This is a genomic window from Streptomyces asoensis (assembly GCF_013085465.1).
Taxonomy (GTDB): Bacteria; Actinomycetota; Actinomycetes; order Streptomycetales; family Streptomycetaceae; genus Streptomyces; species Streptomyces cacaoi_A.
Genome location: NZ_CP049838.1, coordinates 439,511 through 463,148 on the forward strand (window position 1 = coordinate 439,511; position 23,638 = coordinate 463,148).

General features: G+C 70.8%; 22 protein-coding genes, 1 tRNA gene and 6 pseudogenes. 18 read left to right on the forward strand and 11 right to left on the reverse strand.

Annotated features, from left to right (window positions below; translation table 11 throughout):
* Nucleotides 1–109 precede the first annotated feature (109 nt).
* Nucleotides 110–748, reverse strand: a complete 639-nt coding sequence (locus G9272_RS02080) for a nucleotidyltransferase domain-containing protein (protein ID WP_171394906.1) — start codon at nt 746–748, stop codon at nt 110–112.
* Between the two features lie 186 nt (nt 749–934).
* Here G9272_RS02080 and G9272_RS02085 point away from each other — a divergent pair, with 186 nt between their 5' ends.
* Both G9272_RS02085 and G9272_RS02090 read left to right on the forward strand, forming a co-directional pair.
* Entirely contained in the window at nt 935–1,495 is a 561-nt protein-coding gene (locus G9272_RS02085; RefSeq protein ID WP_253267673.1) for a cupin domain-containing protein, read from the forward strand.
* Between the two features lie 107 nt (nt 1,496–1,602).
* Nucleotides 1,603–2,289 (forward strand): SMI1/KNR4 family protein, encoded by a 687-nt coding sequence (locus tag G9272_RS02090; RefSeq protein WP_171394907.1) that lies wholly within the window; start codon nt 1,603–1,605, stop codon nt 2,287–2,289.
* Between the two features lie 81 nt (nt 2,290–2,370).
* On the opposite strand, the gene G9272_RS02095 is transcribed toward G9272_RS02090, so the two are convergent.
* Nucleotides 2,371–2,598, reverse strand: a complete 228-nt coding sequence (locus G9272_RS02095) for a hypothetical protein (RefSeq protein WP_253267674.1) — start codon at nt 2,596–2,598, stop codon at nt 2,371–2,373.
* Nucleotides 2,599–2,602: 4 nt separating this feature from the next.
* On the opposite strand from G9272_RS02095, the gene G9272_RS02100 reads away from it, so the two are divergent.
* Together G9272_RS02100 and G9272_RS02105 are read left to right on the forward strand one after the other, a co-directional pair.
* Nucleotides 2,603–2,857: a LysR substrate-binding domain-containing protein gene (locus G9272_RS02100; protein ID WP_253267675.1), complete on the forward strand. Its 255-nt coding sequence runs from the start codon at nt 2,603–2,605 to the stop codon at nt 2,855–2,857.
* A gap of 409 nt (nt 2,858–3,266) precedes the next feature.
* A complete protein-coding gene (locus tag G9272_RS02105) occupies nt 3,267–4,613 on the forward strand; it encodes a hypothetical protein (RefSeq protein ID WP_171394908.1) in 1,347 nt (448 codons plus the stop codon).
* A gap of 86 nt (nt 4,614–4,699) precedes the next feature.
* Here G9272_RS02105 and G9272_RS02110 read toward each other — a convergent pair whose 3' ends face one another.
* Nucleotides 4,700–5,380 carry a hypothetical protein gene (locus G9272_RS02110; RefSeq protein WP_253267676.1) on the reverse strand — a complete coding sequence of 227 codons (681 nt, stop codon included), beginning with the start codon at nt 5,378–5,380 and terminating at the stop codon, nt 4,700–4,702.
* Between the two features lie 55 nt (nt 5,381–5,435).
* Between G9272_RS02110 and G9272_RS02115 the strand changes: the two genes are divergently transcribed.
* Complete coding sequence (locus G9272_RS02115) at nt 5,436–5,936, forward strand: CGNR zinc finger domain-containing protein (protein ID WP_216377793.1); 501 nt, start codon at nt 5,436–5,438, stop codon at nt 5,934–5,936.
* 225 nt (nt 5,937–6,161) lie between these two features.
* On the opposite strand, the gene G9272_RS02120 is transcribed toward G9272_RS02115, so the two are convergent.
* A tRNA-Met gene (locus G9272_RS02120) sits at nt 6,162–6,235 on the reverse strand.
* Between the two features lie 54 nt (nt 6,236–6,289).
* On the reverse strand, nt 6,290–6,493 hold the full coding sequence (locus G9272_RS02125; protein ID WP_009192932.1) for a cold-shock protein: 204 nt from the start codon (nt 6,491–6,493) through the stop codon (nt 6,290–6,292).
* A 450-nt stretch (nt 6,494–6,943) separates the two neighbouring features.
* Here G9272_RS02125 and G9272_RS02130 point away from each other — a divergent pair, with 450 nt between their 5' ends.
* From G9272_RS02130 to G9272_RS45860, 4 genes and pseudogenes are all read left to right on the forward strand, one after another.
* Nucleotides 6,944–8,527, forward strand: coding sequence for an FMN-binding glutamate synthase family protein (locus G9272_RS02130; RefSeq protein ID WP_171394910.1), 1,584 nt, complete (start codon nt 6,944–6,946; stop codon nt 8,525–8,527).
* 13 nt (nt 8,528–8,540) lie between these two features.
* Complete coding sequence (locus tag G9272_RS02135) at nt 8,541–10,304, forward strand: thiamine pyrophosphate-dependent enzyme (protein ID WP_171394911.1); 1,764 nt, start codon at nt 8,541–8,543, stop codon at nt 10,302–10,304.
* A gap of 229 nt (nt 10,305–10,533) precedes the next feature.
* Nucleotides 10,534–10,698: pseudogene (locus tag G9272_RS46100) on the forward strand (carboxymuconolactone decarboxylase family protein); the annotation flags it as partial.
* A 97-nt stretch (nt 10,699–10,795) separates the two neighbouring features.
* Entirely contained in the window at nt 10,796–10,927 is a 132-nt protein-coding gene (locus G9272_RS45860) for a hypothetical protein (RefSeq protein WP_301272113.1), read from the forward strand.
* A gap of 45 nt (nt 10,928–10,972) precedes the next feature.
* Here G9272_RS45860 and G9272_RS45030 read toward each other — a convergent pair.
* Nucleotides 10,973–11,065: pseudogene (locus G9272_RS45030) on the reverse strand (cupin domain-containing protein); the annotation flags it as partial.
* On the opposite strand from G9272_RS45030, the pseudogene G9272_RS02145 reads away from it, so the two are divergent.
* From G9272_RS02145 to G9272_RS02160, 4 genes and pseudogenes are all read left to right on the forward strand, one after another.
* Nucleotides 11,030–11,307 (forward strand): annotated as a pseudogene (locus G9272_RS02145) (NAD(P)H-dependent oxidoreductase); the annotation flags it as partial. The pseudogenes G9272_RS45030 and G9272_RS02145 overlap by 36 nt on opposite strands.
* Nucleotides 11,307–11,594, forward strand: a pseudogene (locus G9272_RS02150) (threonine aldolase); the annotation flags it as partial. The pseudogenes G9272_RS02145 and G9272_RS02150, both read left to right, overlap by 1 nt.
* Nucleotides 11,590–11,807: pseudogene (locus G9272_RS02155) on the forward strand (NADPH-dependent FMN reductase); the annotation flags it as partial. The pseudogenes G9272_RS02150 and G9272_RS02155, both read left to right, overlap by 5 nt.
* Nucleotides 11,808–11,987: 180 nt before the next feature.
* Nucleotides 11,988–12,440, forward strand: a complete 453-nt coding sequence (locus G9272_RS02160) for an iron chaperone (protein WP_171394912.1) — start codon at nt 11,988–11,990, stop codon at nt 12,438–12,440.
* Nucleotides 12,441–12,538: 98 nt separating this feature from the next.
* Here the strand turns inward: G9272_RS02160 and G9272_RS45865 are convergent, their stop codons facing one another.
* Complete coding sequence (locus tag G9272_RS45865) at nt 12,539–15,331, reverse strand: ATP-binding protein (protein WP_171394913.1); 2,793 nt, start codon at nt 15,329–15,331, stop codon at nt 12,539–12,541.
* A 166-nt stretch (nt 15,332–15,497) separates the two neighbouring features.
* Here G9272_RS45865 and G9272_RS02170 point away from each other — a divergent pair, with 166 nt between their 5' ends.
* Together G9272_RS02170 and G9272_RS46350 are read left to right on the forward strand one after the other, a co-directional pair.
* Complete coding sequence (locus G9272_RS02170; RefSeq protein WP_171394914.1) at nt 15,498–15,950, forward strand: pyridoxamine 5'-phosphate oxidase family protein; 453 nt, start codon at nt 15,498–15,500, stop codon at nt 15,948–15,950.
* Nucleotides 15,951–16,053: 103 nt separating this feature from the next.
* Nucleotides 16,054–16,206, forward strand: a pseudogene (locus G9272_RS46350) (amine oxidase); the annotation flags it as partial.
* Nucleotides 16,207–16,346: 140 nt separating this feature from the next.
* On the opposite strand, the gene G9272_RS02175 reads toward G9272_RS46350, so the two are convergent.
* Complete coding sequence (locus tag G9272_RS02175) at nt 16,347–17,249, reverse strand: NAD-dependent protein deacetylase (protein WP_171394915.1); 903 nt, start codon at nt 17,247–17,249, stop codon at nt 16,347–16,349.
* Nucleotides 17,250–17,610: 361 nt separating this feature from the next.
* Here G9272_RS02175 and proP point away from each other — a divergent pair, with 361 nt between their 5' ends.
* From proP to G9272_RS02190, 3 genes are all read left to right on the forward strand, one after another.
* Nucleotides 17,611–18,969 (forward strand): glycine betaine/L-proline transporter ProP, encoded by a 1,359-nt coding sequence (proP, locus tag G9272_RS02180; protein WP_171394916.1) that lies wholly within the window; start codon nt 17,611–17,613, stop codon nt 18,967–18,969.
* A gap of 195 nt (nt 18,970–19,164) precedes the next feature.
* Complete coding sequence (locus G9272_RS02185) at nt 19,165–19,443, forward strand: GlsB/YeaQ/YmgE family stress response membrane protein (protein WP_171394917.1); 279 nt, start codon at nt 19,165–19,167, stop codon at nt 19,441–19,443.
* Nucleotides 19,444–19,653: 210 nt separating this feature from the next.
* A complete protein-coding gene (locus tag G9272_RS02190; RefSeq protein WP_253267677.1) occupies nt 19,654–20,754 on the forward strand; it encodes an AI-2E family transporter in 1,101 nt (366 codons plus the stop codon).
* A gap of 151 nt (nt 20,755–20,905) precedes the next feature.
* Here G9272_RS02190 and G9272_RS02195 read toward each other — a convergent pair whose 3' ends face one another.
* The 3 genes from G9272_RS02195 to G9272_RS02205 all read right to left on the reverse strand — a co-directional run bounded on the left by G9272_RS02195 (nt 20,906) and on the right by G9272_RS02205 (nt 23,454).
* Nucleotides 20,906–21,397: a hemerythrin domain-containing protein gene (locus G9272_RS02195; protein ID WP_171394918.1), complete on the reverse strand. Its 492-nt coding sequence runs from the start codon at nt 21,395–21,397 to the stop codon at nt 20,906–20,908.
* Nucleotides 21,398–21,558: 161 nt separating this feature from the next.
* A complete protein-coding gene (locus tag G9272_RS02200; protein ID WP_171394919.1) occupies nt 21,559–22,752 on the reverse strand; it encodes an acyl-CoA dehydrogenase family protein in 1,194 nt (397 codons plus the stop codon).
* A gap of 78 nt (nt 22,753–22,830) precedes the next feature.
* Nucleotides 22,831–23,454 (reverse strand): hypothetical protein, encoded by a 624-nt coding sequence (locus tag G9272_RS02205; protein ID WP_253267678.1) that lies wholly within the window; start codon nt 23,452–23,454, stop codon nt 22,831–22,833.
* Nucleotides 23,455–23,638: the final 184 nt, after the last annotated feature.

Below are 23,638 nucleotides of genomic sequence, written 5' to 3' on the forward strand. Positions count from 1 at the left end.
ACCTAAAGGGGACCACTGACCTCGGCAGCCGAATTCCCCTTGGTGATCCGCGAGTTGTCGTTACTGATCCACGGGTTGTCGTCGCTGATCCACGGGCGACCCCGCGCCACTACCCCGTCAGCTCCGCCAGCCACGGATGTCCGGGGTGCACACGGTCCAGCCACTCACTGAGGCGATCCCGCCGCGCCCGGCCCAGCAGCGGCAGCATCCCGTCGAAGTCCGCCTGATCCTTGGGCCGCGTCGCCTTCGCTTTGAACAGCAGCACCAACTCCGGTACCAGGTAGGGGATCCCGTCCACCGTCCGCTCGATGATCGCGTCGTACGGCAGCCGCAGACTCTCGTCCCGCCGACAGATCCATGTCCTGCCCTCGTGCGGCTCACGAAAGACATCGAACAGGAACCGACCGCTTGCCGGATCCCGGAGCCAGGTCTGATGCGTGGCCGCCAGCGCCTCAGCTCCCGCCCCGGCCCAGACCCGTCCCGAACCCACCGCGTCCCACGCGTACTCGGGGAAGCGGTCTCCAATCTCCGGGAATCCCGCCGCGGGCACCGCGATCTCCAGATCGCCGTGCGGCCGCGACTGCTCCCCGCGAAACAGATCCAGCGCCCACCCCGCGGCGATGCACCAGGGCGTACCCACCCCACCCAACCGCTCCGCGACCTGCTCCGGCCCCCAGGCCTCCGCCCACCGGGCATGCAGTTCGTCCGCATCGGGCACAGCGCCGCCGGGCGGCAGGGGTTCGGTCATCGGCACAACTTACTTCTACCAGCCGCTTGGTGGGGTCCTTGTCCGGACACCGAACGCAGGCCCCGACGCTGAAGCTCACCGACAGGGTAGGCGTGGACGACCCGTTGAGGTCGCGCAAATTGACCCATGATCCCGACCTCAAAATGCACCCCGTCACCGGTCGCTCGGCTCTCTAGAGTCGTAGCCATGACGAAGAAGAACGAGACCACGCAGACCACGCAGACCACGCAGACCGCTCAGACCGCTCAGACCGCTCAGACCGCGAACTTCGCCCCGATCCTCACCCGCGCCGCCGACGCCGAGACGACTCGTGATCCCAGCAGTGTCATGACGCTTCTCGCGGACTCCGGCCACACCGGCGGGCGGCTCACCAGCTACCGGTCGACATTCGCCGAAGGCGCGGTCGGAGCACCCGCCCACCTGCACACCAAGGCGTCCGAGGCGTTCTTCGTGATCGACGGCGCGCTCCAGGTGCTGGTGGGCGAGGAGATCAGCGTCCTGGAGGCGGGCGACTTCCTCGTCGTGCCGCCGCACACCCCGCACGCCTTCGCCGCGGCGCCCGGCAGGACGGCCGACGTACTGTTCGTCTTCACCCCGGGCGCCGACCGCTTCGACTACTTGCGGCTCCTCGGCCGGGTGATGCGCGGCGAGGCCGACCCGCAGGAGATCAAGGACTCCTCGGAGCGGTTCGACAACCACTACGTCGACAGCCCGGCATGGCGCGAGGTACTCGCCGCGCGCGGCTGAGGCGCTGACGACGTGACGTCGCATGACCCACCTGCACATGCGTCCAAGGCCAGTCGGTCAGTGCCAGTGCCAGTGCCAGTGTCAGTGGTGGCGGATACGGTCTGCACATGGTTGATCAGTGGGCGGGGACACGCGATCGTGTCGTGGCGCTGGGAGTTCAGTCGGCGAGCAGTGAAGTGTTCGGCTCGCGCGGGCACCGGTGGGTCCTGGACGAACCACTCACTGAGGCCGAGCTCACTGAACTCGAAGAGCAGATAGGTGTCAGGCTGCCGGAGGAGTACCGGACCTTCCTCCTCCACGTCGCCGCAGGCGGTGCCGGCCCCGCTCACGGCCTATTTCCCGTGCGACGGGTGCAGGGCCGCTGGCGTTGGGAAGGCGACGGCGCCGACCTGGCCGAGATCTCCATGCTCGCTGAGCCGTTCCCTGAGCGGGGCCCGGACCCCAAGACCGTCGAGGAACTCCTCGCCCAGCGCCCCGAGGAAGAGGACTTCGACGAGATCGAGAACTTCGACGACGCCATGGAAGCCTGGGATGAGCAGTGGGACGCCCTCATGTTCGCTCCCGAGCGCACCGTCGGCGCCATCGTGATCTGCCACCTCGGCTGCGCCCTGCGAGAGTGGCTGATCATCAGTGGCAGTCACCGAGGGACGGTCTGGTCCGACGGCCGGGTGGACGACGTCGACCTCGCGCCACTCCTGGACGACGACAAGAAGCCGGTGACTTTCGCCCGCTGGTACACCGGCTGGCTGGAGAGGGCCGAACACACGGCACTGCCGACGTCGTCGGGCGTCTGACGCACTCCTCGGCCGTCGGTGGCGACGGCTGAGCTTCACTGCGTCGGCGGCGTCGGGCGGGTACCCCGCTGGGGTGCCGGGTCAGGCGAGGGGCTCGTGGTTGACCCAGATCGCCTTGTACGGGCGGCGGGCCTGCCAGCTGTCGATGAACTCGCCGATACCGGGGAGGGCGAAGGCGGTGTCGAGGGCGTCGAGGTCGGCCAGGCCGAGCTGGACGACGGCGGAAGCGACGGCCACCGGGGCGTGGTCGTCGCCGGGGACGCGCAGGTGGTGGCGGGCGGCGAAGGACTGGAAGGGCGTCCGCGGCAACGGGGTGCCCGGTATCGAGCCCGTCGCCGGGTTCGGTCCCGAGGTCGCCGACGGTGCCGAGCTGACGCATATGGTCCTGCTGGGACGAGCGATCGCGGTGCTGCCGCGATCGCTGGCCCGGCCACAGCATCCGGGGCTCGTTCATGTTCCGGTGGCCGACGCGCCGCGTAGTGCGCTGGTCCTCGCCTGGGGGCAGGAGGACCGGCGGCGACTGGTCGCGGACTTCGTCGCCTCAGCGGTGGAGGCGGCGCAGGGCTGAGGCCGTACCGCCACCACTCCGGCACTTCCTCCCGGTTCGGCGGGAGGCCGCCAACCGTCCAGCCCGTTCGAGCCGCGGTGGGAACAGGCTCAGTGGCTCTTCCGGATGTGGCGGCGGAGCCGCCGGTACGTGCTCACGGTCGAGGCCGGCTGCTGTGCGTCGGCCACACGGTGCTTGCGGTGAGGACCTGCACCCGCTCGGTGCCAGCGGTGGGCTCGGTCGGCGGCTATACGGAAGGTGAGGCACTGCCACCCGGCCCGGTAGGACGAACGGGCCACGCGGCCTGCCACCTTCGGCACGACGCGGGTGCCGGACCGGAGCCCGCCGCTGGTGTTGAACATGACATGATCAGCAGCATGACCGAATTCTCAGTATGGAAGGGCGGCAACCGCCCCGTCCGGTGAGGTGGTTGGACGAGGCCGTGGCCTCCGGCACCGCCACGACGCCCGCCCATCATTCCCGTAGCGCGATACTCGACGCGGTACGCGCCGACCGCACCGGTGCTGTCGCCGTCCGGTTGCTTCAGCTCGCTCACGCCGACGATCCGTTCGTACGCCGTGAGGTCATGGCCCTCCTCCACAGCCTCGCCCCGGACGGGCCCTGGCCCGAGGCCGCCGAGGTGGCGCTGGCCCGGCTCAGCGACGCTGACGAACAGGTGCGCCGTCGAGCCGCGCGACTCGTCGTCCGTACGGGGCGCCAGGATGTCGCGCTCAACGCCCTCGGCGAACTCACCGACCCCGTGGTGCGCAGCGTCCTCGCCGACTCGCTCGGGGGCTTCGTGTCACACCTGCGAGCCGACTCCTTGCCGTCCGTCCGTTTCCTCGCTCACCTGGAGACCCTGCGGGCCGCCCCTCCCCAGCAGTGGCACGCCCTCGACAGGGCCCTGCTCGCAGATGCCCTGGAGGCTGCGCGTCACCTGAGGAGCGTCGGGCGGCGCTGGGGGTCGGTACTGTTCCGGCTGGGGCGCGAGCGCCACACGTACGCCCTCGCAGCGCGCCTCCTCGCCGGTCCCGGCACCTCGGACATCGGCGCCGAACTCGCCCGCGAGGCGTGTCACGACTGGAGGGCAGCTGCGGTCGAGCTGCTGCCCCTGCTCGCCCGTCAATGCGGGCAAGTGGTCAGCCCGGCCGCGGCGAAGGCTCTCACCACGGCCTCGATCTCGGAGGCCGCCATGCGCACACACGGCGCCCTGGCCGCCACGGTCCCCTTCACTCCGTATCCCAAGGTCCGTGGGTCCAGCGGCAATCCGCCCCCGTCCTTCAGTTGCCCATCCGCCGCTGCGCTCCTTGCGGCCAGGCCCGTGGGAATCGGCCGACTCGCACACGCCCCCGAGATCTTCGGGGCCCTGCTGGACGCGGGCCCGCTGACCTTCCGGCAGGCCGCCCAGCTCTACAACCTCACCTTCCAGCGCCCGGGTCGGATGCAGGCCGGGTGCGCCCCGGTGTGGCTGCGGCACGCGGGCCCCACCGCCCTCCCCCGGCTCCTCGCCCTCATGACCCCGCATCTGAGTGAGTACACGGTCGGTGAGTACTACCTGGAGGGCCTCGCACGGATGGGCCGTCAGGCGTTGCCGGCACTGCCGGCCGTGACAGCGCTGATCGACCGGCGTACCCGCATCCCCGTCAACGACTCGACACGGGATGCCGAGACGATGCTTGACGAGCGCCTGCTGGCAGCCGCGCTCGACGCCCGCCATGCGATCGATCCTCACGGAAGCCACTCCGCGACCACCAGCCCACCCCTCGGACCTCGGTGACACGAACCCAGCGGTCACCGATGGTCTTGATGCTGTTGGGCTGCGTGGCCTACCGCACCTTGCTCGGGGCCGGGGCGCTCGGCGGATCAGTCCTCGGACAGGAGCCAGCCGATGTGCAGTTCTCTCGCACCCGGGCGGAATGTCCGCATGAGCTCGGCGCGCTCGGGGTCGTCTTCTGGAAGGTTGTCGGCGAGGAGGGCCTGCGCGGCGAGTGTCTGGGGCCGGGCGCCGAGCGCGGCGCGCAGGTGGAGTGAGCGGCGCAGCATCGCGAGCCGTTCGGCGGGCTCCTTGTGCGGTGCGAGGTGCCGGATGATGTAGGACTCGAAGTAGCCGTCGCCGGACTTCGTCGCGATCTCGAGAGCTGTCTCGTAGCGTGGGAGGGCGCCGGCCGGGTCCTGGTCGATGTTGTCCAGCAGGACGGCCCAGTGGTACACGGCCCAACCGCGCAACTTCTCGTCGCCGCTCTCGACCGCCGCGCGGTAGCCGGCCTCGGCCACGGCGCGGTCGTCGGCGCGGGGGTCGCGCCGGAACAGCAGGCGACTGTAGGCCAGTCGCCCGGTGAGCAGGTGCGCGGTCGGCGATGCGGGATCGAGCGCCGCGACCGCTTTCTCGGCCTCCTCATGACCCTCGATCCGGAAGAACCAGCGGTCGACGGCGATCTCCGCGCGCAGCTCGGGTTCGGCATCCGGGCCCAAGGCGGCGAGTGCGGCGTCCCACTCCCCGAGCAGGTGAAGGCGGCGGGCTATGTAGGTGTCATCAGATAACATGGCACCTACACTAGGAAGCGGCGATGTAGGTGGTCAAGTGCAATACGGTGACTACATGGGGAACGTGGCGCGGTTGGCCGTCGAGCTGGCCAATACCGGGACCCTCGACCAGCACGGCGAACTGGTCGCCAAGTTCTTCGCAGAGCACGAGGTCACACCGCCGCCGGGCGGCGACTACGGCGAGCTGCCGGACCTCGTGCGCGCGGCCCTGGCACAGTCGGTCGACGGCGCCGCCCCCGAAGCCGTGCACCGCCTGCTGCGCGACTATCCGCCGGAAATGCACCTGTCCGACCACGACGGCCTCGGCGGCTGGCACATCCACTTCAGCCGCAACGGCACCCCGGCCAAGCGCTGGGCCGGCCAGCTGATCGCCGCCAAGCTCGCCCTGGTCGCGGCCGGGGATCCGGCGGTCACGCTGGGGCGGTGTGCCGCGGCCGGATGCGGAAACTACTTCGTGGACCAGTCACGGAACCGGACGCGCCGTTTCTGCTCCAACGCGTGCGCGAGCCGGACGACGGTCGCGGCCCATCGGGCCCGGGCGGCGAAAAACTCCTAGCAGAGTCTGTGATGGTCGGTGGCCTTCGCCGCCGTCGCCGCCCCGCTGTGCCTGCTTCTACCCGGCCGCGTCAAGCACTGGCCCCCGCCGACAAAGCCGAAACAGCCGCTGCCGCCGAGGTCTGGGAACTTCGGGCGATCATCACCCGGCGCGCCGGACCGTTGTCGATGTGCTCGGCGCATGGAAAAGCGAAGGGGCCCGGCGATGCCGGGCCCCTTCTTCTCGTAGCGGGGACAGGATTTGAACCTGCGACCTCTGGGTTATGAGCCCAGCGAGCTACCGAGCTGCTCCACCCCGCGTCGTTGCCACCACTCTACACAGTGGTCCACGGGGCGATGCGGTGGGGGGCCGGCTCAGCCGCGGACGATGTTCTCGGCCTGCGGGCCCTTCTGCCCCTGGGTCACGTCGAAGGTGACCGGCTCTCCCTCCACCAGTTCCCGGTAGCCGTTGCCGGAGATGTTGGAGTAGTGGGCGAAAACGTCCGGTCCGCCGCCGTCCTGGGCGATGAAGCCGAAGCCCTTTTCGGAGTTGAACCACTTCACGGTGCCGCTGGCCATGCTGCTCGTCCTTCGATTCTTGCCGGGAGGCCCCGGCTGGTCCATGTGCGGGGCCGTCCACGACCGGAAGGCACCCGGCGTTCGTTCTACCCCGTCGACGGAGCGGTTATCCGACTTCCTTGGCGGACGCAGCGCTTCCGCTGCCGGAGCCTGGTGCGGCGTGGTTCTCGCCCTCGCGGGCTGGGTGCCACCGATGCTCCGATTGCGCTCCGTGCCCTGTCTGGCCCAGGTCCGCCTCCGCAGCCTCGGGCAGTGCGGCGCACGGCCCTCGCCCGTGTCCGGGGGCCGCGGCTTTCGCGCGGCCGCGCGTTCTCGAGCCGGGTGCACAGGGCGCCGTGGCGGCCGCGGTCTCTGGCCGGTGGGGTTGCCGGATGGGCGTACCGCATTCCTTGACGAACTCTGGAAGGAACGGAGGGACATGATCGTCGGCTGTCGGGCAACGAGGGGGAGGTGACACGTATCGGACTGGTGGTCCTCGTTCTGTTCGTCGCGCTCGCGGCGGCCGCGGCCGCGGTGGGGAGTTCGCCGTGGTGGTGGTTCGCCGCAGCGCCGCTGCTCGTGATGGGCCTGCTGGGCGTAGGGGACCTGATACAGCGCCGGCACTCCGTGCTGCGCAACTATCCCGTCCTCGGGCATGCCCGCTTCCTCCTGGAGAAGATCCGCCCGGAACTACAGCAGTACTTCATCGAGCGGAACTTCGACGGCCGCCCCTTCGACCGGGACACACGCACCATCGTCTACGAGCGGGCGAAGGGGACCGACGCCGAGCAGCCGTACGGCACCGAGCGGGACGTCTACCGCCCCGGCTACGAGTTCCTGGTGCCGTCGATGGCGCCCTGTGCGGTGCCGGAGACCGCACCGCGGGTGCGGATCGGCGGACCCGACTGCGGCCGTCCGTACGACATGGCGCTGCTGAACGTGTCGGCGATGAGTTTCGGCTCGCTCTCCGCGAACGCGATCCTCGCGCTCAACGGCGGTGCCGCGGCCGGGGGTTTCGCCCACGACACCGGCGAGGGCGGACTGTCGGAGTACCACCTGCGGCCGGGCGGTGACCTCGTCTGGGAGATCGGTACCGGCTACTTCGGCTGCCGGACCGACGAAGGCGACTTCGACCCGGCGGAGTTCGCCGACAAGGCCGCGCACGAGCACGTGAAGTGCGTGTCGCTCAAGCTCTCGCAGGGCGCGAAGCCCGGCATCGGCGGAGTCCTGCCCGGAGCGAAGGTCAACGCCGAGATCGCGCGGGTGCGGGACGTGCCCGAAGGTCGGACGGTGATGTCACCGCCCTACCACCGGGTGTTCTCCACGCCGCGCGAACTCGTGCGCTTCATCGCCAGGATGCGGGAACTGTCCGGTGGAAAGCCGACCGGTTTCAAACTCTGCGTGGGCTCGCGCCGACAGTTCCTCGCCGTGTGCAAGGCGATGCTGGCGGAGGGCACCGCCCCGGACTTCATCGTGGTGGACGGGGCGGAGGGCGGGACCGGGGCGGCGCCCCTGGAGTTCGCCGACCATGTCGGCACCCCGCTCACCGAGGGGCTCCTGACCGTGCACAACGCCCTCGTCGGCGCGGGTCTGCGCGACCGCGTCAGGATCGGGGCGAGCGGCAAGATCGCCACCGGCACGGACCTGGTCAAGCGCATGGTGCAGGGCGCCGACTACGGCAACGCCGCACGGGCGATGATGTTCGCCGTCGGCTGCATCCAGGCGCAGCGGTGCCATACGAACACCTGCCCCACCGGCGTCACCACGCAGGACCCCCGGCGGGCCCGCGCGCTCCACGTCGGCGACAAGACACTCCGGGTCCAGCGCCTGCAAAAGGCGACGGTGGCGAGCGCGCTGGAGATCATGGCGGCCATGGGCGTCACCGATCCCGCACAGCTGCGTCCCCACATGCTGCGTCGGCGCATCGACCCCCGCACCGAACGTTCCTTCGAGGAACTCTACGAGTGGCTGGCGCCCGGGCAGTTGCTCGCCGAGCCGCCCGTCTCCTGGGCGGCCGACTGGGCCGCCGCCGACCCCGACCGCTTCACCGTCTGATCTGGAGGATCCCGTGGCCCGAACTGTCGCGCGCGTCATCGTGGACGCCCTGAGCGAACTTGGCGTGCGCCAGGTCTTCGGCGTCGTAGGCGACGCGCTCAACCCGCTGACCGACGCCATCCGCACCACCGAGGGCCTGGAGTGGGTGGGCTGTCGGCACGAGGAGGCCGCGGCCTTCGCCGCGAGCGCCCAGTCGCAGCTCAGCGGCACCCTGGGCGTGTGCATGGGCACCGTCGGCCCCGGCTCGGTGCACCTGCTCAACGGGCTGTACGACGCGGCCAAGAGCCGTACCCCGGTGCTGGCGATCGCCGGACAGGTTCCGCTCGCCGAACTCGGCAGCGACTACTTCCAGGAGGTCGACAACGACGCGCTCTTCAGCGACGTGGCCGTCTTCCGGGCCACGATCACCTCGGGCGACCAGCTGCCGCAGATGCTGGAGACGGCGGTGCGCACCGCGCTGGGCCGCAAGGGTGTCGCCGTGCTGACCGTCCCCGGCGACCTGGGGGAACGGGAGCTGAGCGCGGACCGGCCGGCCCGGTTCTCGCTGAACGCCCCGGTGAGCCGACCGGACGAGTCCGCCGTCCGGCGAGCCGCCGAGCTGCTCGACCGGGCGCGGCGGGTCACGCTGCTCGTCGGACGAGGCGCCCGCGCCGCGCGAGAGGACGTACTGGCCCTGGCCGACAGGCTGGCCGCGCCGATGGTGCTCACGCTGAAGGCGAAGGAGGGCTTCGAGGGCGACGCCAATCCCTTCCAGGTCGGCCAGACCGGGCTGATCGGCAACCCCGCGGCCGCGTCGGCCCTCCAGGACGCGGACACGCTCCTGCTGCTGGGCACCGACTTCCCCTACCGGGACTGGTATCCGGAGGGCCGAACCGTCATCCAGGTGGACACCGAGGCCGCCCACATCGGACGCCGGGTGCCCGTGGAGCTGGGGCTCGTCGGTGACACGGGCGCGACCGTCCGGGACCTCCTGGCCCAGCTCGCCGCCACGCCCGCCCGGAGCGAGGGCGCGCGTGACCGCTCGCACCTGGAGGACGCCCGCAAGCGCTTCGAGCGGTGGCGCGAGGGCCAGGCGCGGCTCGCCGACCCGGCGCACGACAAGGGTCTGGTGGGCCGCCTCCGTTCCGCGCTGGACAACCGGGCCGGCGACATCCGTCCGGAGGCGCTGGCCGCCGTGGTGGACCGCCTCGCCGACGATGACACCGTCTTCACCTCCGACACGGGCATGGCCACCGTATGGCTCTCGCGTTTCGTCGAGATGCGCGGCGAGCGGCAGCTGATCGGCTCCTACAACCTGGGCTCCATGGCCAACGCCATGCCCCAGGCCCTCGGCGCCCAGTGCCTGGACCGGAACCGCCAGGTCGTGGCCTTCTGCGGCGACGGCGGACTGAGCATGCTCCTGGGCGACCTCATGACACTCAGGACGAGTCGGCTCCCCGTCAAGCTCGTGGTCTTCGACAACCGCCGGCTGGGCATGGTCAAGCTCGAACAGGAACAGGCCGGACTCCCGGAGTTCGGCACCGTGCTGGACAACCCCGACTTCGCGGCCGTCGCCACGGCCATGGGCATCACCGGCATCCGGGTGACCGACCCGGCCGAACTGGAGAAGTCCGTACGCCGAGCCTTCAGCACCCCCGGGCCCGTCCTGCTCGACGTGCTCACCAACCCGGACGAGATCGCCGTCCCGGCCAAGCCGACCGTCGCACAGGGCTGGGGCTTCGCGGTGGCCAAGGTGAAGGAGGTCGTGCGCAGCCAGGGGGACACGGACACGCACTGATCGGTGCACGGTGCGCGGGATCTCCGACGTCGGTGGCGCAGAGGGTGGTGTCCTCGCGACGCTCCGAGGTCTCGCGGCACAGTGGGACGGCACCGATCCGATCCGGAGGTTCGGCCGAGCCGCCCCGACGAAGGAGTTCACCATGGAATACCCCGACCTGTCGGCCCTGCCTGCCGAGCTGCGGGAAGCCGTCACCGAGCGCGGTTCGCTGAACGTCTTCCGCATGATCATGCACTCGCCCTGGCTCGCCCCCGGCCTCCTGAAGCCGGCCGACGCGATCTTGCAGGCCAACTCTCTCCCGGACGAGTGGCGCGAGCTCGCCATCGTGCGGGTCGGCCACGTCCACCAGGCGCCGTACGAGGTCCACCACCACGAGAACATCGGCCGCCTGGTCGGCCTGAGCCAGGCCGCGATCGCCGCTGCCAGAGGCGTCGATCCTCCGCTGCACGGACCGTCTGCTCGCCCAGCACACCCTGAGCGACGCCGAGCGTGTGGAGGCACTGGAGTTCCTCACCGTGGGCCAGCTCTCCGACCTCGTCATCACGGTCGGCTTCTACCAGCTCGTCAGCAACTTCCTGAACACCTTCGGCGTGACGACCGAGGGCGAGACCAGCCCGTACTGAGCCGCCTCCGCACTCGAGGAGTCCCCGGCGACCTCGTACGGCAGGTCAGTCCTGCTCGCGCCCCAGCACGTACAGGTGCGGCAGGTTGACGACGATCGCCTCCTGGGTGCTGCGGGCGATGACCACCAAGAGGTGATCCCGCTGGGGGCGCGCACCCTCCCCCCCCCCCCCCCCCCCCCCCGAGGCGCTGCTCGGCGCGGACTTCGGGCATCCGGCGATCGTCGCAGCCTCGGATCTGTTCGCGCGGGCGGAGGGGGTGGTGATCGGCACGCCCGTGTACAAGGCCGCCTACTCGGGCCTGTTGAAGTCTGCTCGACCTGCTCCCGCAGTACGCGCTGACCGGCAAGACCGTGCTGCCGCTGGCCACCGGCGGCAGCACGAGGCGGTCGTCGTCATCGACCAGGACGCCGTCCGGCACATGAAGCACCTGCGCAAGCTGTCCATGCAGCTCGCCTCCAAGATGCGCTTCGTGTCGGTGCAGTTGGAGGCCCTGCTGGCCAAGGACCTGTGGCTGCGCAACGCCCGCCACGCCAACGAGATGGCCCAGCGGCTCGCCGAGGGCGTGCGGGCCGTGCACGGCGTGGAGATTCTGTACCCCGTGCAGGCCAACGGCGTGTTCGCGCGGCTCCCGCACGAGGTGAGCGAGCGGCTCCAGAAGAACCCACGTGCTGGCCATCGACTACGCCCTGCGCCCGGTCCTCAGTTCCATGGGCGCGGCGCACATCGTGCCCGGGTGGTTCACGCTCGACCGGGACATCGCCGCGGAAGTCGGCGCGTCGCTCCTCGCGCCCGCTGCCGCGGTGGCACTGGAGCAGGTCACGGACCAGTTCTCTCCGCCTCGCTGGGCGGCCGCACGGACACCCTCGCCGCCACGGGCTGAGGCGCCGGCTCTCGGTGCCGCCGGCCCTTGTCCGGGGCACCCGACCCGCTCCGTGGTGGATTTCCGTGGTCAGCACGGAGGCGCTCCGTCGCCGGCCGGGAGAGGCTGTGACCCACAGCGACGGGCCCGGCAGGACCCGCCGGGCCGATCGCGGTCCACGCCTTGATCACGGGAGCAACCATGACCAGCACCGGAAGCAGCACGTACGAGGGATTCACGGCCGAGGAGCGGGCCGCGATGAAGGAGCACGCCGAGGGGCAGAAGAAGGCTGCGCGCCGCGGCTCGCCCGCGGACAAGGCGGCGGAGGCGGAGCGGGACGTACTCGCGAAGATCGCCGAGATGCAGGACTCCGACCGGATCATGGCCGAGCGCGTCCATGCCGTCATCACGGCCCACGCCCCGGCCCTCGCGCCGAAGCTCTGGTACGGGATGCCCGCCTACGCACTGGACGGCAAGGTCGTCTGCTTCTTCCAGAGCGCGGCGAAGTTCAAGTCCCGCTATGCGACGCTCGGGTTCAGCGACCCGGCGAAGCTCGACGAGGGCACGATGTGGGCGACCGCTTTCGCCCTGACCGAGGTGACGGCCGAAGCGGAGGCGCGGATCATCGCACTGGTGAAGCAGGCGGTGAGCTGATGGCGCACCGGCCGGTGAACGGGCGGGCCGGCGGGGTGAGATCGGCTCCGCCCCCGCCCGGCCACGCCGCTCGCGTACCGGACGCATGGGTGAAGCGGCTACCGGACGGCCATGGGGGCGAGACCGAGGTCGGCAAGCGCGGCCATACCGACGGCGGCATGTTCGCCCCCGGCGAGCACCAGCGTGCGCGCTGACTGATAGGGGCAGCCGGCCGCGTCGAAGGCCGCGGCGGCGGCGAGTTGCGGCGCCGGGTCGCCGTCGAGCAGGGCTGCCGCGCGGTCCACCTGCGCGGTGGCGATCGGATTGCCGGCGACCACGGTCCGGGCGGCGTCGATCCTGGCCCGGGCGTCCGGGTGCCCGGCGAGCACCGCGGTCTCCGCCCGGAGCGCCACGTACCAGTGGAGCCAGACCCAGGACACCCACTTCCACACCTGATCCGGCTCCGGCGCGACCCGCTCCGACGCCGCATCCGCGTCCCCGTTGTGGAGCAGCACCATGGCGTCGAAGACCGCGCCGTAGCCGTGGCGGTGCTCCGGTGCGTTGCCCGCCCGGTCGACGATCGCGCGCCAGGTGTCCCGGCCGTCGAGGTCGCCGCGCAAGCCGTGCACCATGGCGACCGAGGCGGCGGCGGGGCCGAGGGAGAACGACCGCTGACGGCCGCTCCGCTCCCACGCGTCGAGGAACCGCACACTGCCGGTGAGCACCTGGTCGCCGTGGCCGGCGAACGCGTCCGCGACCAGCAGCCAGGACGTGGCGTGGTGCCCCACCTCGGCCAGCAGCGGGTGGTCGGCGAGCTGTCTGCCCCACCGGCGGGCTTCCGGCAGCCGGCCCACGCCGACGGCGGTTCCGGCGGCCATGGCGAGGGCGTCCATGAGCTCGTGCGCACCGGCCGGGGTACGCGGTGCCGAGTCCAGGACGTCGATCCGGCGCTGGGCGGCAACCGCGGCGGCGAAGGCCTCACCGGTCCAGCTCCGCGCCCCGGAGAGCGCGTCGAGGGCGGCCGACTCCGCCACCGGGTCGCCCGCGCACCGGGCGAGGTCGACAGCACGTTCGGCGCGTACGACCGTCTCCTCCACGGTGTTGACCAGGTCGCCCTGGACGGCGCCGAACGCGTCCGCGACCACCGCCGCCTCGGCCAGCGCGATGGCCGCCCCGGCAGCCGGGGCATCGCCGGCCAGCTCGTGCGCCGCCGCGAGCAGGGCGGTCACCTCTTCCCTGGAGGGAACCTGCGTGAACGTACTGGAGAAGCGGTACGCGTTGGTGGCGGCGGCCGCCAGGTCGCGGCCCGCACCGGCGGTGTCCCCGGCCCGGCGCGCGGCGTCCCCTGCGGCACGGTGCAGCCGGAACATGTCGTCTCCGAGCCTTCGGCACCCGGCCACGGCGGCGGCCTGCCGCAGTGCCGCGGCCCGGCCTGCGTCGTCGGAGAGCCCGGCCGCCTGCTCGTACCGCTGCTGGGACTCGCCGAGCAGGTTGCGGAAGAAGGCCAGCTCGGCCAGGGACAGGGCGAGACGACGCGCGTCCGCGCGCCGCTCCGGCCGGTCGGCGGCCCAGGTGAGGGCGGCCCGAAGGTCGTCCGCCACGGCCTCGAACCGGGCGCGCCAGTCCGCACCCGACGCTCCCATGAGGACACTCGCGGCTGTCGAGCACCAGTCCACGTGGCGGGATCGGACATGATCAAGCTCGTCGGCGTCACCGAGCCGCTCCGTCCCGTACTGGCGGATGGTCTCCAGCGCGTGGTACCGGGTGCCGGTGGCTGACGACGTCACGGCGAGGAGGCTCTGCTCGGCGAGCCTGCCGAGCCCGTCGACGACGGCGGCCGGATCCAGTGGAGCGAACCCGGCGACCTCGGCGGCCGCCTCGGCGGTGAACGGCGCGGCGAACACCGACACCCGGCGCAGCAATGCCTGGCTCTGCGGCTCCAGCAGGCCATGGCTCCAGTCCAGCACCGCCCGCACCGACCGGTGCCGGTCGTCGGCGCGGGGTCCGCCGGTGAGGATCCGCAGCTGATCGGAGAGGCCTGCCATGAGGCCGTCCGGTCCGAGGGTGGCCCACCGCGCCGCAGCCAGCTCGATCGCCAACGCCATGCCGCCGAGCCGTTCGCAGATGGTCACGACCTCCTCGTTCGCCGCCGGACCGGGTGGCCGGCCGACCGCCGACGCGCGGTCCATGAACAGGGCCACCGCCTCCGAGTCGTCACCGCCGGCCCGCGACAGCGGCGGGACCTGGAAGACCCGCTCGAACGGCACCATCAGCCTGGCCCGGCTGGTCACGAGCACCGTCAACCGCGGACAGGCTGCCAACAGCCGCTCCACGAACGGCGCCACCGCGTCGCTCACCCGCTCGCAGTTGTCCAACACCAGCAGCGTCCGACGATCTGTCAGCGCGGCGAGCACGGCGTCGTCGATGCCGCGCCCCGGTTGCTCGCCCACCCCCACGGCCGCCGCGACGACCGCGCCCACCCGACCCGGTTCGGTGACCGGGACCAGGTCGACGAACCACACCCCGTCGGCGAAGTCGTCGGCCATGTCCGCCGCCACCGCCAGCGCGAGGCGCGTCTTGCCCACCCCACCCGGGCCGACCACGGTCACCAGTCGGTGCGCTTTCACCGCCTCGGCCAACTGCCCACGCTCTGCCACCCGGCCGACGAACGCCGTCAGTGGTGTCGGCAGGGCGGGTACCGGGCGCGACGGCTCGGTACGGGCGGAATCGGCCGCGTGCCGGGCGAGTGCCCGCCGGTCCGGCAGTTGGAGCTTGCGCAGCAGCGAGGAGACATGCGACTCGACGGTGCGTACCGAGATGACCAACCGCGCGGCGATCTCGGCGTTGCTGAGGTGCTCCCCCAGCAGTGCGAGCACCTGGGCTTCCCGGGCGGATACCTCTGGACTGGTCACCGCCCCATTATCCGTGGCGACTTCCGTGGTCAGCACGGAGGCGACCCGCATCCGGGCCGGGAGAGTCTGTGACCACAGCGATCGGGCCCGGCGGGCTTCCCGGGGCGATCGTGACCCACGACCGCACTTCTGCCGATCGTGACCACGACGGACTTCCGGAGGACCGATGGACGCCGAACCCCGCTCCCACGCTCAGCGTCGCCACGACACCGAACACCGGCTCACCCACGACGTCGATGTCTGGGTGGCCAGTGCCTCGGCGGACGGCGCGCCGTACCTGGTCCCGCTGTCCTTCGACTGGGACGGCGAGGCGCTGTTGGCGGCCACCCCGACGAACAGCCCCACCGGCAGGAACCTGGCCACCACCCGTGTCGTTCGGCTGGCGCTCGGCCGCACCCGCGACGTCACCATGATCGACGGCGACGTCGAGGTCCTCGAGCTCGACGGGCTGCCGCCGGAGCGATGCGACCGGTTCGCCGACCGCACGGGTTTCGATCCGCGTGTGTCGGCCACCTCGTATCGCTGGTTCCGGATCGTCCCGCGCCGTATCCAGTCCTGGCGCGAGGAGAACGAGCTGTCCGACCGCGAGCTGATGCGCGACGGCCGGTGGCTGATCTGACGCTCCGGCCGGACGCCAACTCGACTTCGACACATGCCACGACCACTGGAAGCAAGGCCGAACTGCATCCGCTCCCCCGGTCGAGAGCGAAGTGGAGTTGCCGGTACGCAGCCGCGTACCGGCACTGGTGCCCCGTGCCCGGGTGGCCCGGGGTCGTTACGTGTGCGGTGACCACCGGGCCAAGGGCTCGGTCCAGGGGGCAATGGCCTCGGGTGCACGCGCCGTCAGGGAGGTGCTGCACGACCTCGGCGGGTAGCGCCGCCGCCGAAGGTCCGAAGAGCAGGGCGTGGGTACGCCGACCGGCATCGTCGTGCGGTCGTGGTCGTGCGGTCGTGCCTCCGGCCCCGAACGGCCGGGGGCGCGGAACGCACGTGACGTCCCACCGCCGCCACGATCTCAGACAGGCGCCGCCTCGTCGTCGAGCGGGATGCCCAGCCGACCGGCCACGGTGGTGAGGGCCGTTCCCAGTGGGAGCGCGACCCGGGTGAGGGCGTGCCGGTCGCCCCGGGTCGGGTCCCGGTTGACGATCAGCACAGGCGTCCCGGCCTGACCCGCCTGACGGACGAACCGAAGTCCGGACATCACCGTCAGTGAGGAACCCAGGACCAGCAGCGAGGCCGCCTCGCGGACCAGCGTGCGGCAGTGCTCGACGCGCGGCGGCGGAACGGCTTCGCCGAAGAACACCACGTCCGGTTTGAGGATGCCGCCGCAGACCGTGCAGGGCACCACGCGGAAGTCCCCGACCTGTGCGTCGGTGAGGTCGGCGTCACCGTCCGGGTTGATCGCGGCTGCCACGGGCTCGAAGCCCGCATTTGCCTCCGCCAGCCGTCGGGCGAGCTCGTGGCGCGGGCTGGAGGCACCGCAGGACAGGCAGACGACCCGGCCCAGGTTTCCGTGGAGTTCCACGACGCCTTCGCTGCCGGCGACCTGATGCAGGCCGTCGACGTTCTGCGTGATGACACCCGAGAGCAGGCCGTGCCGCGCGAACGCGGCCACGGCCCGGTGCCCGGCATTGGGGCGGGCGCGCCCGAAGGTGCGCCATCCGAGGTGGCTGCGCGCCCAGTACCGGCGCCTGGCCCGGGCGTCGCCGGTGAAGTCCTGGTAGGTCATCGGGGTGTGCCGGCTCAGGCTCCCGCCCTCGCCCCGGTAGTCGGGGATGCCCGACTCCGTGGAGATGCCCGCCCCGCTGAGCACCAGCACACCGCCGGCGGTCAGCGTGTCGACGACCTGCTCCAGACTGGTCGTGCCCGGCGGCAGGTCCTCGGCAGGGGTCCAGCTCAGAGTGGGGCGCATGCGCATGCCGCCAGGGTACGGAACAGGCTGCCTTCAGTGTCCGTGAATGGGCCTGAGGGCCGGGATCCCGCTGGACTTCCGTCACGGCACCCCCGGGCGGCAGCCCGCCGGGCGCGGTCCTTGGGATGCACCGCTCACGAGCGGGGACCCAGGTTCGCAGGACGCGAGATGGGTCACAGCATGATCCCGCGCAGTGGCCTCCGGAGCGGGCCTACGGTCCTGCCCACGCCGCGTTTACATGCAGCATGCAGCGAAGTGCGCACGGTCCGTAAGGGGGACATGTCCGCCTATCGTCGCTCTTTGGCCTGCCGCCGGCGCCGTCGAGCAGACCCGTCCCTGCCCCCGACGAAAGTAGGCGAGCGAAGCTTTGTCGACTGCCACAGTCGCCACTCCCCCGACCTCCCTCCCGACCGTCCCGAAGAACGCCACCGTCACGGACCCCGCCCTCGTGAAACGCGCCGTGAAGGCCGCCGCGCTGGGCAACGCGATGGAATGGTTCGACTTCGGCGTCTACAGCTACATCGCGGTCACCCTGGGCAAGGTCTTCTTCCCGTCCGGGAACCCGACCGCCCAGCTGCTCTCCACCTTCGGCGCCTTCGCCGCCGCCTTCCTGGTCCGACCGCTCGGCGGCATGGTCTTCGGGCCGCTCGGCGACCGCGTCGGCCGTCAGAAGGTGCTGGCCGTCACCATGATCATGATGGCCGCGGGCACCTTCGCCATCGGCCTCATCCCGTCGTACGCGTCGATCGGCGTCGGAGCCCCGGTGCTCCTGCTGGCCGCCCGCCTGGTGCAGGGCTTCTCCACCGGCGGCGAGTACGCGGGCGCCTCCACGTTCATCGCCGAGTACGCGCCCGACAAGCGGCGCGGCTTCCTCGGCAGCTGGCTGGAGTTCGGCACGCTCGCCGGGTACATCGGCGGCGCCGGCCTGGTCACGCTGATGACCGCGCTGCTGTCCACGGAGGACCTGCTGAGCTGGGGCTGGCGGATCCCGTTCCTGATCGCGGGTCCGATGGGCATCATCGGCCTCTACCTGCGGATGCGGCTGGAGGAGACCCCGGCCTTCACGGCCGAGCTCGAGAAGGCCGAGTCGAACCGCCCGAAGGTGCCGCTGCGCCAGATGATCGTGGGCCAGTGGCGGGCACTGCTGCTCTGTGTCGGCCTGGTGCTCGTCTTCAACGTCACCGACTACATGCTGCTGTCGTACATGCCGAGCTATCTGACCAGTGAGCTCCACTACGACGAGACGCACGGCCTGCTCGTCGTCCTCGGCGTGATGGCCGTGATGATGATCGTCCAGCCCTTCGCGGGAGCCCTGTCCGACCGTGTGGGTCGCCGACCGGTGATCGCCGCGGGCTGTGCGGGCTTCCTGTTGCTGTCCGTCCCCGCCGTGCTGCTGATCCGTCAGGGCAGCCTGCTCGCGGTCGCGCTCGGCATGGGCGCGTTGGGCCTGCTGCTGGTCTGCTTCACGGCGGCGATGCCGGCCGCGTTGCCTGCGCTGTTCCCGACGAAGGTCCGCTACGGATCGCTGTCGATCGGCTTCAACGTCTCCGTCTCGATCTTCGGCGGCACCACCCCGCTGGTGGTGACGGCCCTGATCGGGGCGACCGGGAACATGATGATGCCCGCCTACTACATGATGGCCGCGGCCGTGATCGGCGGTGTGGCGGTGTGGTTCATGGCTGAGTCCGCGGGGCGCCCGCTGCCGGGCTCGGCACCCTCGCTGTAGGGCTGAGGACGTCCGGACCGCTCGCCCGGGACACGGGGCACGAGCCGCCGGGGTCGTGACGGTCCGCCAGCCGGATCGGCGAGGCAGCCGCGCAGCCTCTCCCGAGCCAAGTATTCGCCAGAGACGTTTGTTCGAACGCGGATGGTGCACACGAGAAGCTGACACTGTCTTTACACGACGAAGCGGAGAGACATCATGGGCATCATCGCGTGGATCGTGATCGGTCTGCTCGCCGGCATCATCGCCAAGGCCTTGATGCCGGGCAAGGACCCCGGCGGCATCATCATCACCATGCTCATCGGCATCGCCGGCGGTCTGCTCGGCGGCTGGCTCGGCAAGGTGCTCTTCGGCGTCGACTCCATCGACGGGTTCTTCGACCTCTCCACCTGGATCGCCGCGATCGTGGGCTCCTTCATCCTGCTCGCTCTCTACCGCCTCGTCACGGGCAACCGGCATTCGCACCGCCACGCGTGAACCGCCGACGTCGTAGACGGCAAGGCATCCGGACGGCTCCTACCCTGCACACAGGGTGGGAGCCGTCGGCGTTGACGCGCCTGTCGGTCGGGCTTCGGCGGGCCCTGTGACCCAGAGTGCTGCGTGAGGATGTGACAGTCCCTACCGGCCTTCGGGGGAACTTCGGGGCTCCGCCGCTCTCCGGCGGTCGGCGAGTGGTACGGGCATGAGATGTCCACACCCCCCGATCAGCCCGCCTCGCCGCTCGAACGCCGAAGCAGCGGGGAGCCGCACGTGCCGGGTCTGTTGCGGACCGCGGCTGCGTACGCATGGCGGATCATCGCCGTCGGTGTCGTCGTCCGCGTCGCCTTCTCCGTGCTCGGGCAGTTTCACCGGGTCGCCGTCGCCGTCTTTCTGGGGCTTGTCATCACCGCCGTGCTCCGCCCGGTGGCCGGCCTCCTTGCGCGCTTCATGCCCCGGCCGCTCGCGGTCGCCGCCGCGATCGTCGGCGGCGCCGTCCTCGTCATCGGCGCGCTGGCCCTGGTGGGTGAGACCGCGGCGGATCAGCGGAGTGGGCTGGAGAAGGAGTTCGTCACGGGAATCGACCGGATCGAACGTCAGCTGGAGGAACCGCCCTTCCGCCTTCCTCCGGACGCGTTCGACGATCTCCAGTCCCGGATCGGCAAGCTCCTGTCGAGCCACCGTTCCACCCTCATCAGTACGGCGCTCAGCGGTGCGAGCCGGCTGCTCGAGGTACTGACCGTGCTCGCACTGGCCGTGTTCTGCGCGGTCTTCTTCACGTATTCCGGCGACCGGCAATGGCAGTGGGTGTGCGACCAGCTCCAGGACGGGGCACGGCGGCAGGTCACGGTCGCGGGCCGGGCCGCCTGGCGGACCTTCACCGGCTACACGCACGGCATCCTGCTGGTGGCCGCGACCAACGCGGTCCTCGTGGGCATCGCGCTGTTCGCTCTGGGGGTGCCGCTGGCGGTGCCGTTGGCGCTGCTGGAGTTCCTGGCCGCGTTCATTCCTCTGATCGGCTCGCCGATCGCCCTGGCGATCGCGGCCGTCGTCGCGCTCGCTTCGAAGGGAGCGGTCATCGCCCTGGTGGTCGTGGCCCTGATCGTCGTCATCGGACAGATCGAGGGCCACCTTCTGCACCCCCTCGTGATGAGCTGGGCCGTCCGGTTGCACCCGGTGGTGGTCGCACTGGCGGTCGTCGGCGGAGCGGTCGCGGCGGGGGTGATCGGCGCCGTGGTCGCCGTACCGCTGGTGGCCGTGGTGTGGTCCGTGTACCAGGCCCTGCGAGGTCGCGCCGACGGCCCGGAATGAGGCGAGGATCGTGCGGATACCGCCGCACTGCTGCGGCTCGCCGGCAGGTGGGCGCCGTCCGCCGGCGAGCCGAGGCGACCGTGGCTTCCGCAGGGGCCGCCGGCCGGGAGTCCGAGGTCACGCGACGAGCCGCGGTCAGGAGCGGACCAGGTCAGGAGCGGACGATACGGCGCACGTTGTCCACAGCGCCGCAGCCGGCCTTCAGCTGACGCCCCCTCTCCTCCAGGAACGCCTCGCCCAGCTCCTCCCGTCGCTCCATGGCGACATTCTCGCGGGCGCCGTTGAGGATCGTGCGCTCCTCCTCGTCGGTGTGGTGGGCGATGGCCTCCACGAGCTCCTCGAGCTTCTCGTCCCACTCCTCGGAGCCGACCTCGTCGACCTCCAGGAGCTCGAGGAGTGCCTTGTTGCCCTCCTCGTGCTCCTCCTCGCCGTGCTCGACCTCTTCGTCCTCGATGTTCTTGAAGCGCTTGAGGGCGGGGTACACCTTCGCCTCTTCCGCCAGCGCGTGCGCGATCAACAGATCGGCGAACTCCCTCAGGGCGGCTGCCCGGTCAGCCTCGACGCTGCGCATCAGACGGAACAGATCCTCCATTCTTCGGTGATCCTGGAGAATGAGTGCAACGACGTCTCGCGTGTCAGACATGTCAGCCATGGGAACGGGCTTCACTTTCGTACGAGGAACCTGGGGCAGGACCGAGTACCCCCGCGCGCCGTCTTCATTGATCCCTGCGATCCCCGCGCTGCGGCGGCTCACACTCGCGGAAGCGACGAGACGATGCGGGCTCGGCGCCGCTCCCCGGCCGATCAGACGAAGGCACTCTGCCCGGTGATCGCCTTGCCGACGATCAGTGTGTTCATCTCCCGGGTGCCTTCGAACGAGTAGATGGCCTCCGCATCCGCGAAGAAGCGCGCCACGTCGTACTCCAGGACGATCCCGTTGCCCCCGAAGATCTCCCGGGACCAGGCCACGACCTCGCGCATGCGGGCGGTGACGTGGGCCTTGGCCAGGGACGAGTGCTCGTCCCGGAACACCCCGGCGTCCTGCAACCCGGCGAGCCGATGCAGCATGCCCCAGCTCGAAGTGATGTTGCCCAGGCTCTTCACCAAGAGGTCCTGCACGAGCTGGAAACCCGCGAGCGGACGGCCGAACTGCTGCCTCTGCGTGGCATAGCGCAGGGCCAGCTCGTACGCGCCGACCATGACACCGAGGGCCTGCCAGGCGACTCCACTGCGCGTGGCGCGCAGGACTTCCGCGACGTCGCGGAAGGAAGACGCGTTCTGAAGCCGATCGCTCTCCGGCACCCGGACGTCGGTGAGGGTGACGTCCGCGTTCTCGACGATGCGCAGCGACGTCTTGTGGGCGATCTTCTCCGCCTTGAATCCGGGCGTGCCCTTGTCGACGACGAATCCCTTGACCTGGTCGTCATCGACGTCGCGGGCCCAGACGACGATGTGGTCGGCGAAGGTGGCGTTGCCGATCCAGCGCTTGGCGCCGTTGAGCACCCACGTGTCGCCGTCCCGCCGGGCGGTGGTGTGCATGCCGGCCGCGATGTCGGAGCCGTCGAGCGGCTCCGTGAGGGCGAACGCCCCGATGGCGTCCATCCTCGCCATGCCGGGCAGCCAGCGGTCGCGCTGGGCCTGGTCGCCGCAGGCGTGGATCGCGTACATGGCGAGTCCGTTGTGGACGCCGAAGAAGGTGGCGACCGAAGCGTCGACACGGCTCATCTCCATCGCCATCATCCCGGTCAACAGATGACTGGCGACGGGGCCGTGGTCGCCGTAGCCCTCGTACGACAGTCCGACCAGTCCACTCTCTCGGAAACGACCGATCAGCTCCATGGGGAAGGTCCCGTCGGCCCAGTGCTCGGCCACCAGGGGCTGCACCTCGTCGCGCATGAACGCCCTTGTCCTGAGCAGAACCTTGCGCTCCTCCTCCGTGAGAGCGGCCTCGAAGTCGTAGAAGTCGGCCACGTTCTGCTGTTCCGTGAGTGAAGTCATGGGGCCCTTCTTCCACGGTTGTGCCGAGCGATGCGCGCTGCGGACGTCGTCGCCAGAGAGGCAGGCGCTTCGATCTGCTCAACCTCGCCGACGAGGGCCATGGGCGGCCGGGTCTGCTTCCCTCCGTGTCCGCGCACGGTCGTAGGACACTGCGCCCAGCCCCACCAGGACGGCCGCCCCGAGCCCGTACAGCGGCAGCCACCGGGTCGTGGTGGATGCCAGACAGTCGGCAACGGCGTCATGTCTTTGGATGTCCTGCGCATGAGCCAGGGCCGCGCTGTCCCGACTGGCGAGGTTTCCCAACGAGGCCTCGGTCCGGAGGCTCTCGTACGTGCCGAGCTCCCGACATTCGCCGCGGGTGCCCGGCATCGGAAGGAGCCACGTCGAGCGCTGCAACGCCGGGGCCAACGCGATCGCGACGCACAGGCCCACCACCAGCGAGTATGCGACCAGATTCTGCGCATACGCGCTGCCGAGGCCGGGCGTCCACGGTGGCAGGCGGTAGAAGGAGACGATCACCGCGAGAAGTGTCACTCCGATGTATGCCGCGAACCACTCCCAGGAGCCCTCCGCGAGTGCGAACGTCAGGACGGCGGCAAGCCCGATGCCGATGACCCCTGCCTGGCCGGGGGCGTCGGCGCCATGGACGCCTGGGCTGACCGACGTGGATGTCCGGGCGTGTTGAGCATCGAGGTCGCCCACGGTCTTTCCTCCCTCGTCCGAGGCCACCAGTGTTCGCGCATATCGCCCCATTGACCCGACACCAGGCGGTCGGCCCGGCCCCGGAGCCGCCCGATTGGCGGATCTTGCCGGGGCGGCTCCTTGGCGATACGTGCTTGCCGGAGCGGGTTCCGGGTGGTGTGAGGAGCCGGGGCCGGAGAGCGGC

What these genes read in the sequence shown, in the direction of transcription:
- G9272_RS02080 (WP_171394906.1), bottom strand. Translation starts at nt 748, where the DNA reads ATGACCGAACCCCTGCCGCCCGGCGGCGCTGTGCCCGATGCGGACGAA.
- G9272_RS02085 (WP_253267673.1), top strand. Translation starts at nt 935, where the DNA reads ATGACGAAGAAGAACGAGACCACGCAGACCACGCAGACCACGCAGACC.
- G9272_RS02090 (WP_171394907.1), top strand. Translation starts at nt 1,603, where the DNA reads ATGGTTGATCAGTGGGCGGGGACACGCGATCGTGTCGTGGCGCTGGGA.
- G9272_RS02110 (WP_253267676.1), bottom strand. Translation starts at nt 5,380, where the DNA reads ATGTTATCTGATGACACCTACATAGCCCGCCGCCTTCACCTGCTCGGG.
- G9272_RS02115 (WP_216377793.1), top strand. Translation starts at nt 5,436, where the DNA reads ATGGGGAACGTGGCGCGGTTGGCCGTCGAGCTGGCCAATACCGGGACC.
- G9272_RS02125 (WP_009192932.1), bottom strand. Translation starts at nt 6,493, where the DNA reads ATGGCCAGCGGCACCGTGAAGTGGTTCAACTCCGAAAAGGGCTTCGGC.
- G9272_RS02160 (WP_171394912.1), top strand. Translation starts at nt 11,988, where the DNA reads ATGACCAGCACCGGAAGCAGCACGTACGAGGGATTCACGGCCGAGGAG.
- G9272_RS02170 (WP_171394914.1), top strand. Translation starts at nt 15,498, where the DNA reads ATGGACGCCGAACCCCGCTCCCACGCTCAGCGTCGCCACGACACCGAA.
- G9272_RS02175 (WP_171394915.1), bottom strand. Translation starts at nt 17,249, where the DNA reads ATGCGCATGCGCCCCACTCTGAGCTGGACCCCTGCCGAGGACCTGCCG.
- G9272_RS02185 (WP_171394917.1), top strand. Translation starts at nt 19,165, where the DNA reads ATGGGCATCATCGCGTGGATCGTGATCGGTCTGCTCGCCGGCATCATC.
- G9272_RS02190 (WP_253267677.1), top strand. Translation starts at nt 19,654, where the DNA reads ATGTCCACACCCCCCGATCAGCCCGCCTCGCCGCTCGAACGCCGAAGC.
- G9272_RS02195 (WP_171394918.1), bottom strand. Translation starts at nt 21,397, where the DNA reads ATGTCTGACACGCGAGACGTCGTTGCACTCATTCTCCAGGATCACCGA.
- G9272_RS02200 (WP_171394919.1), bottom strand. Translation starts at nt 22,752, where the DNA reads ATGACTTCACTCACGGAACAGCAGAACGTGGCCGACTTCTACGACTTC.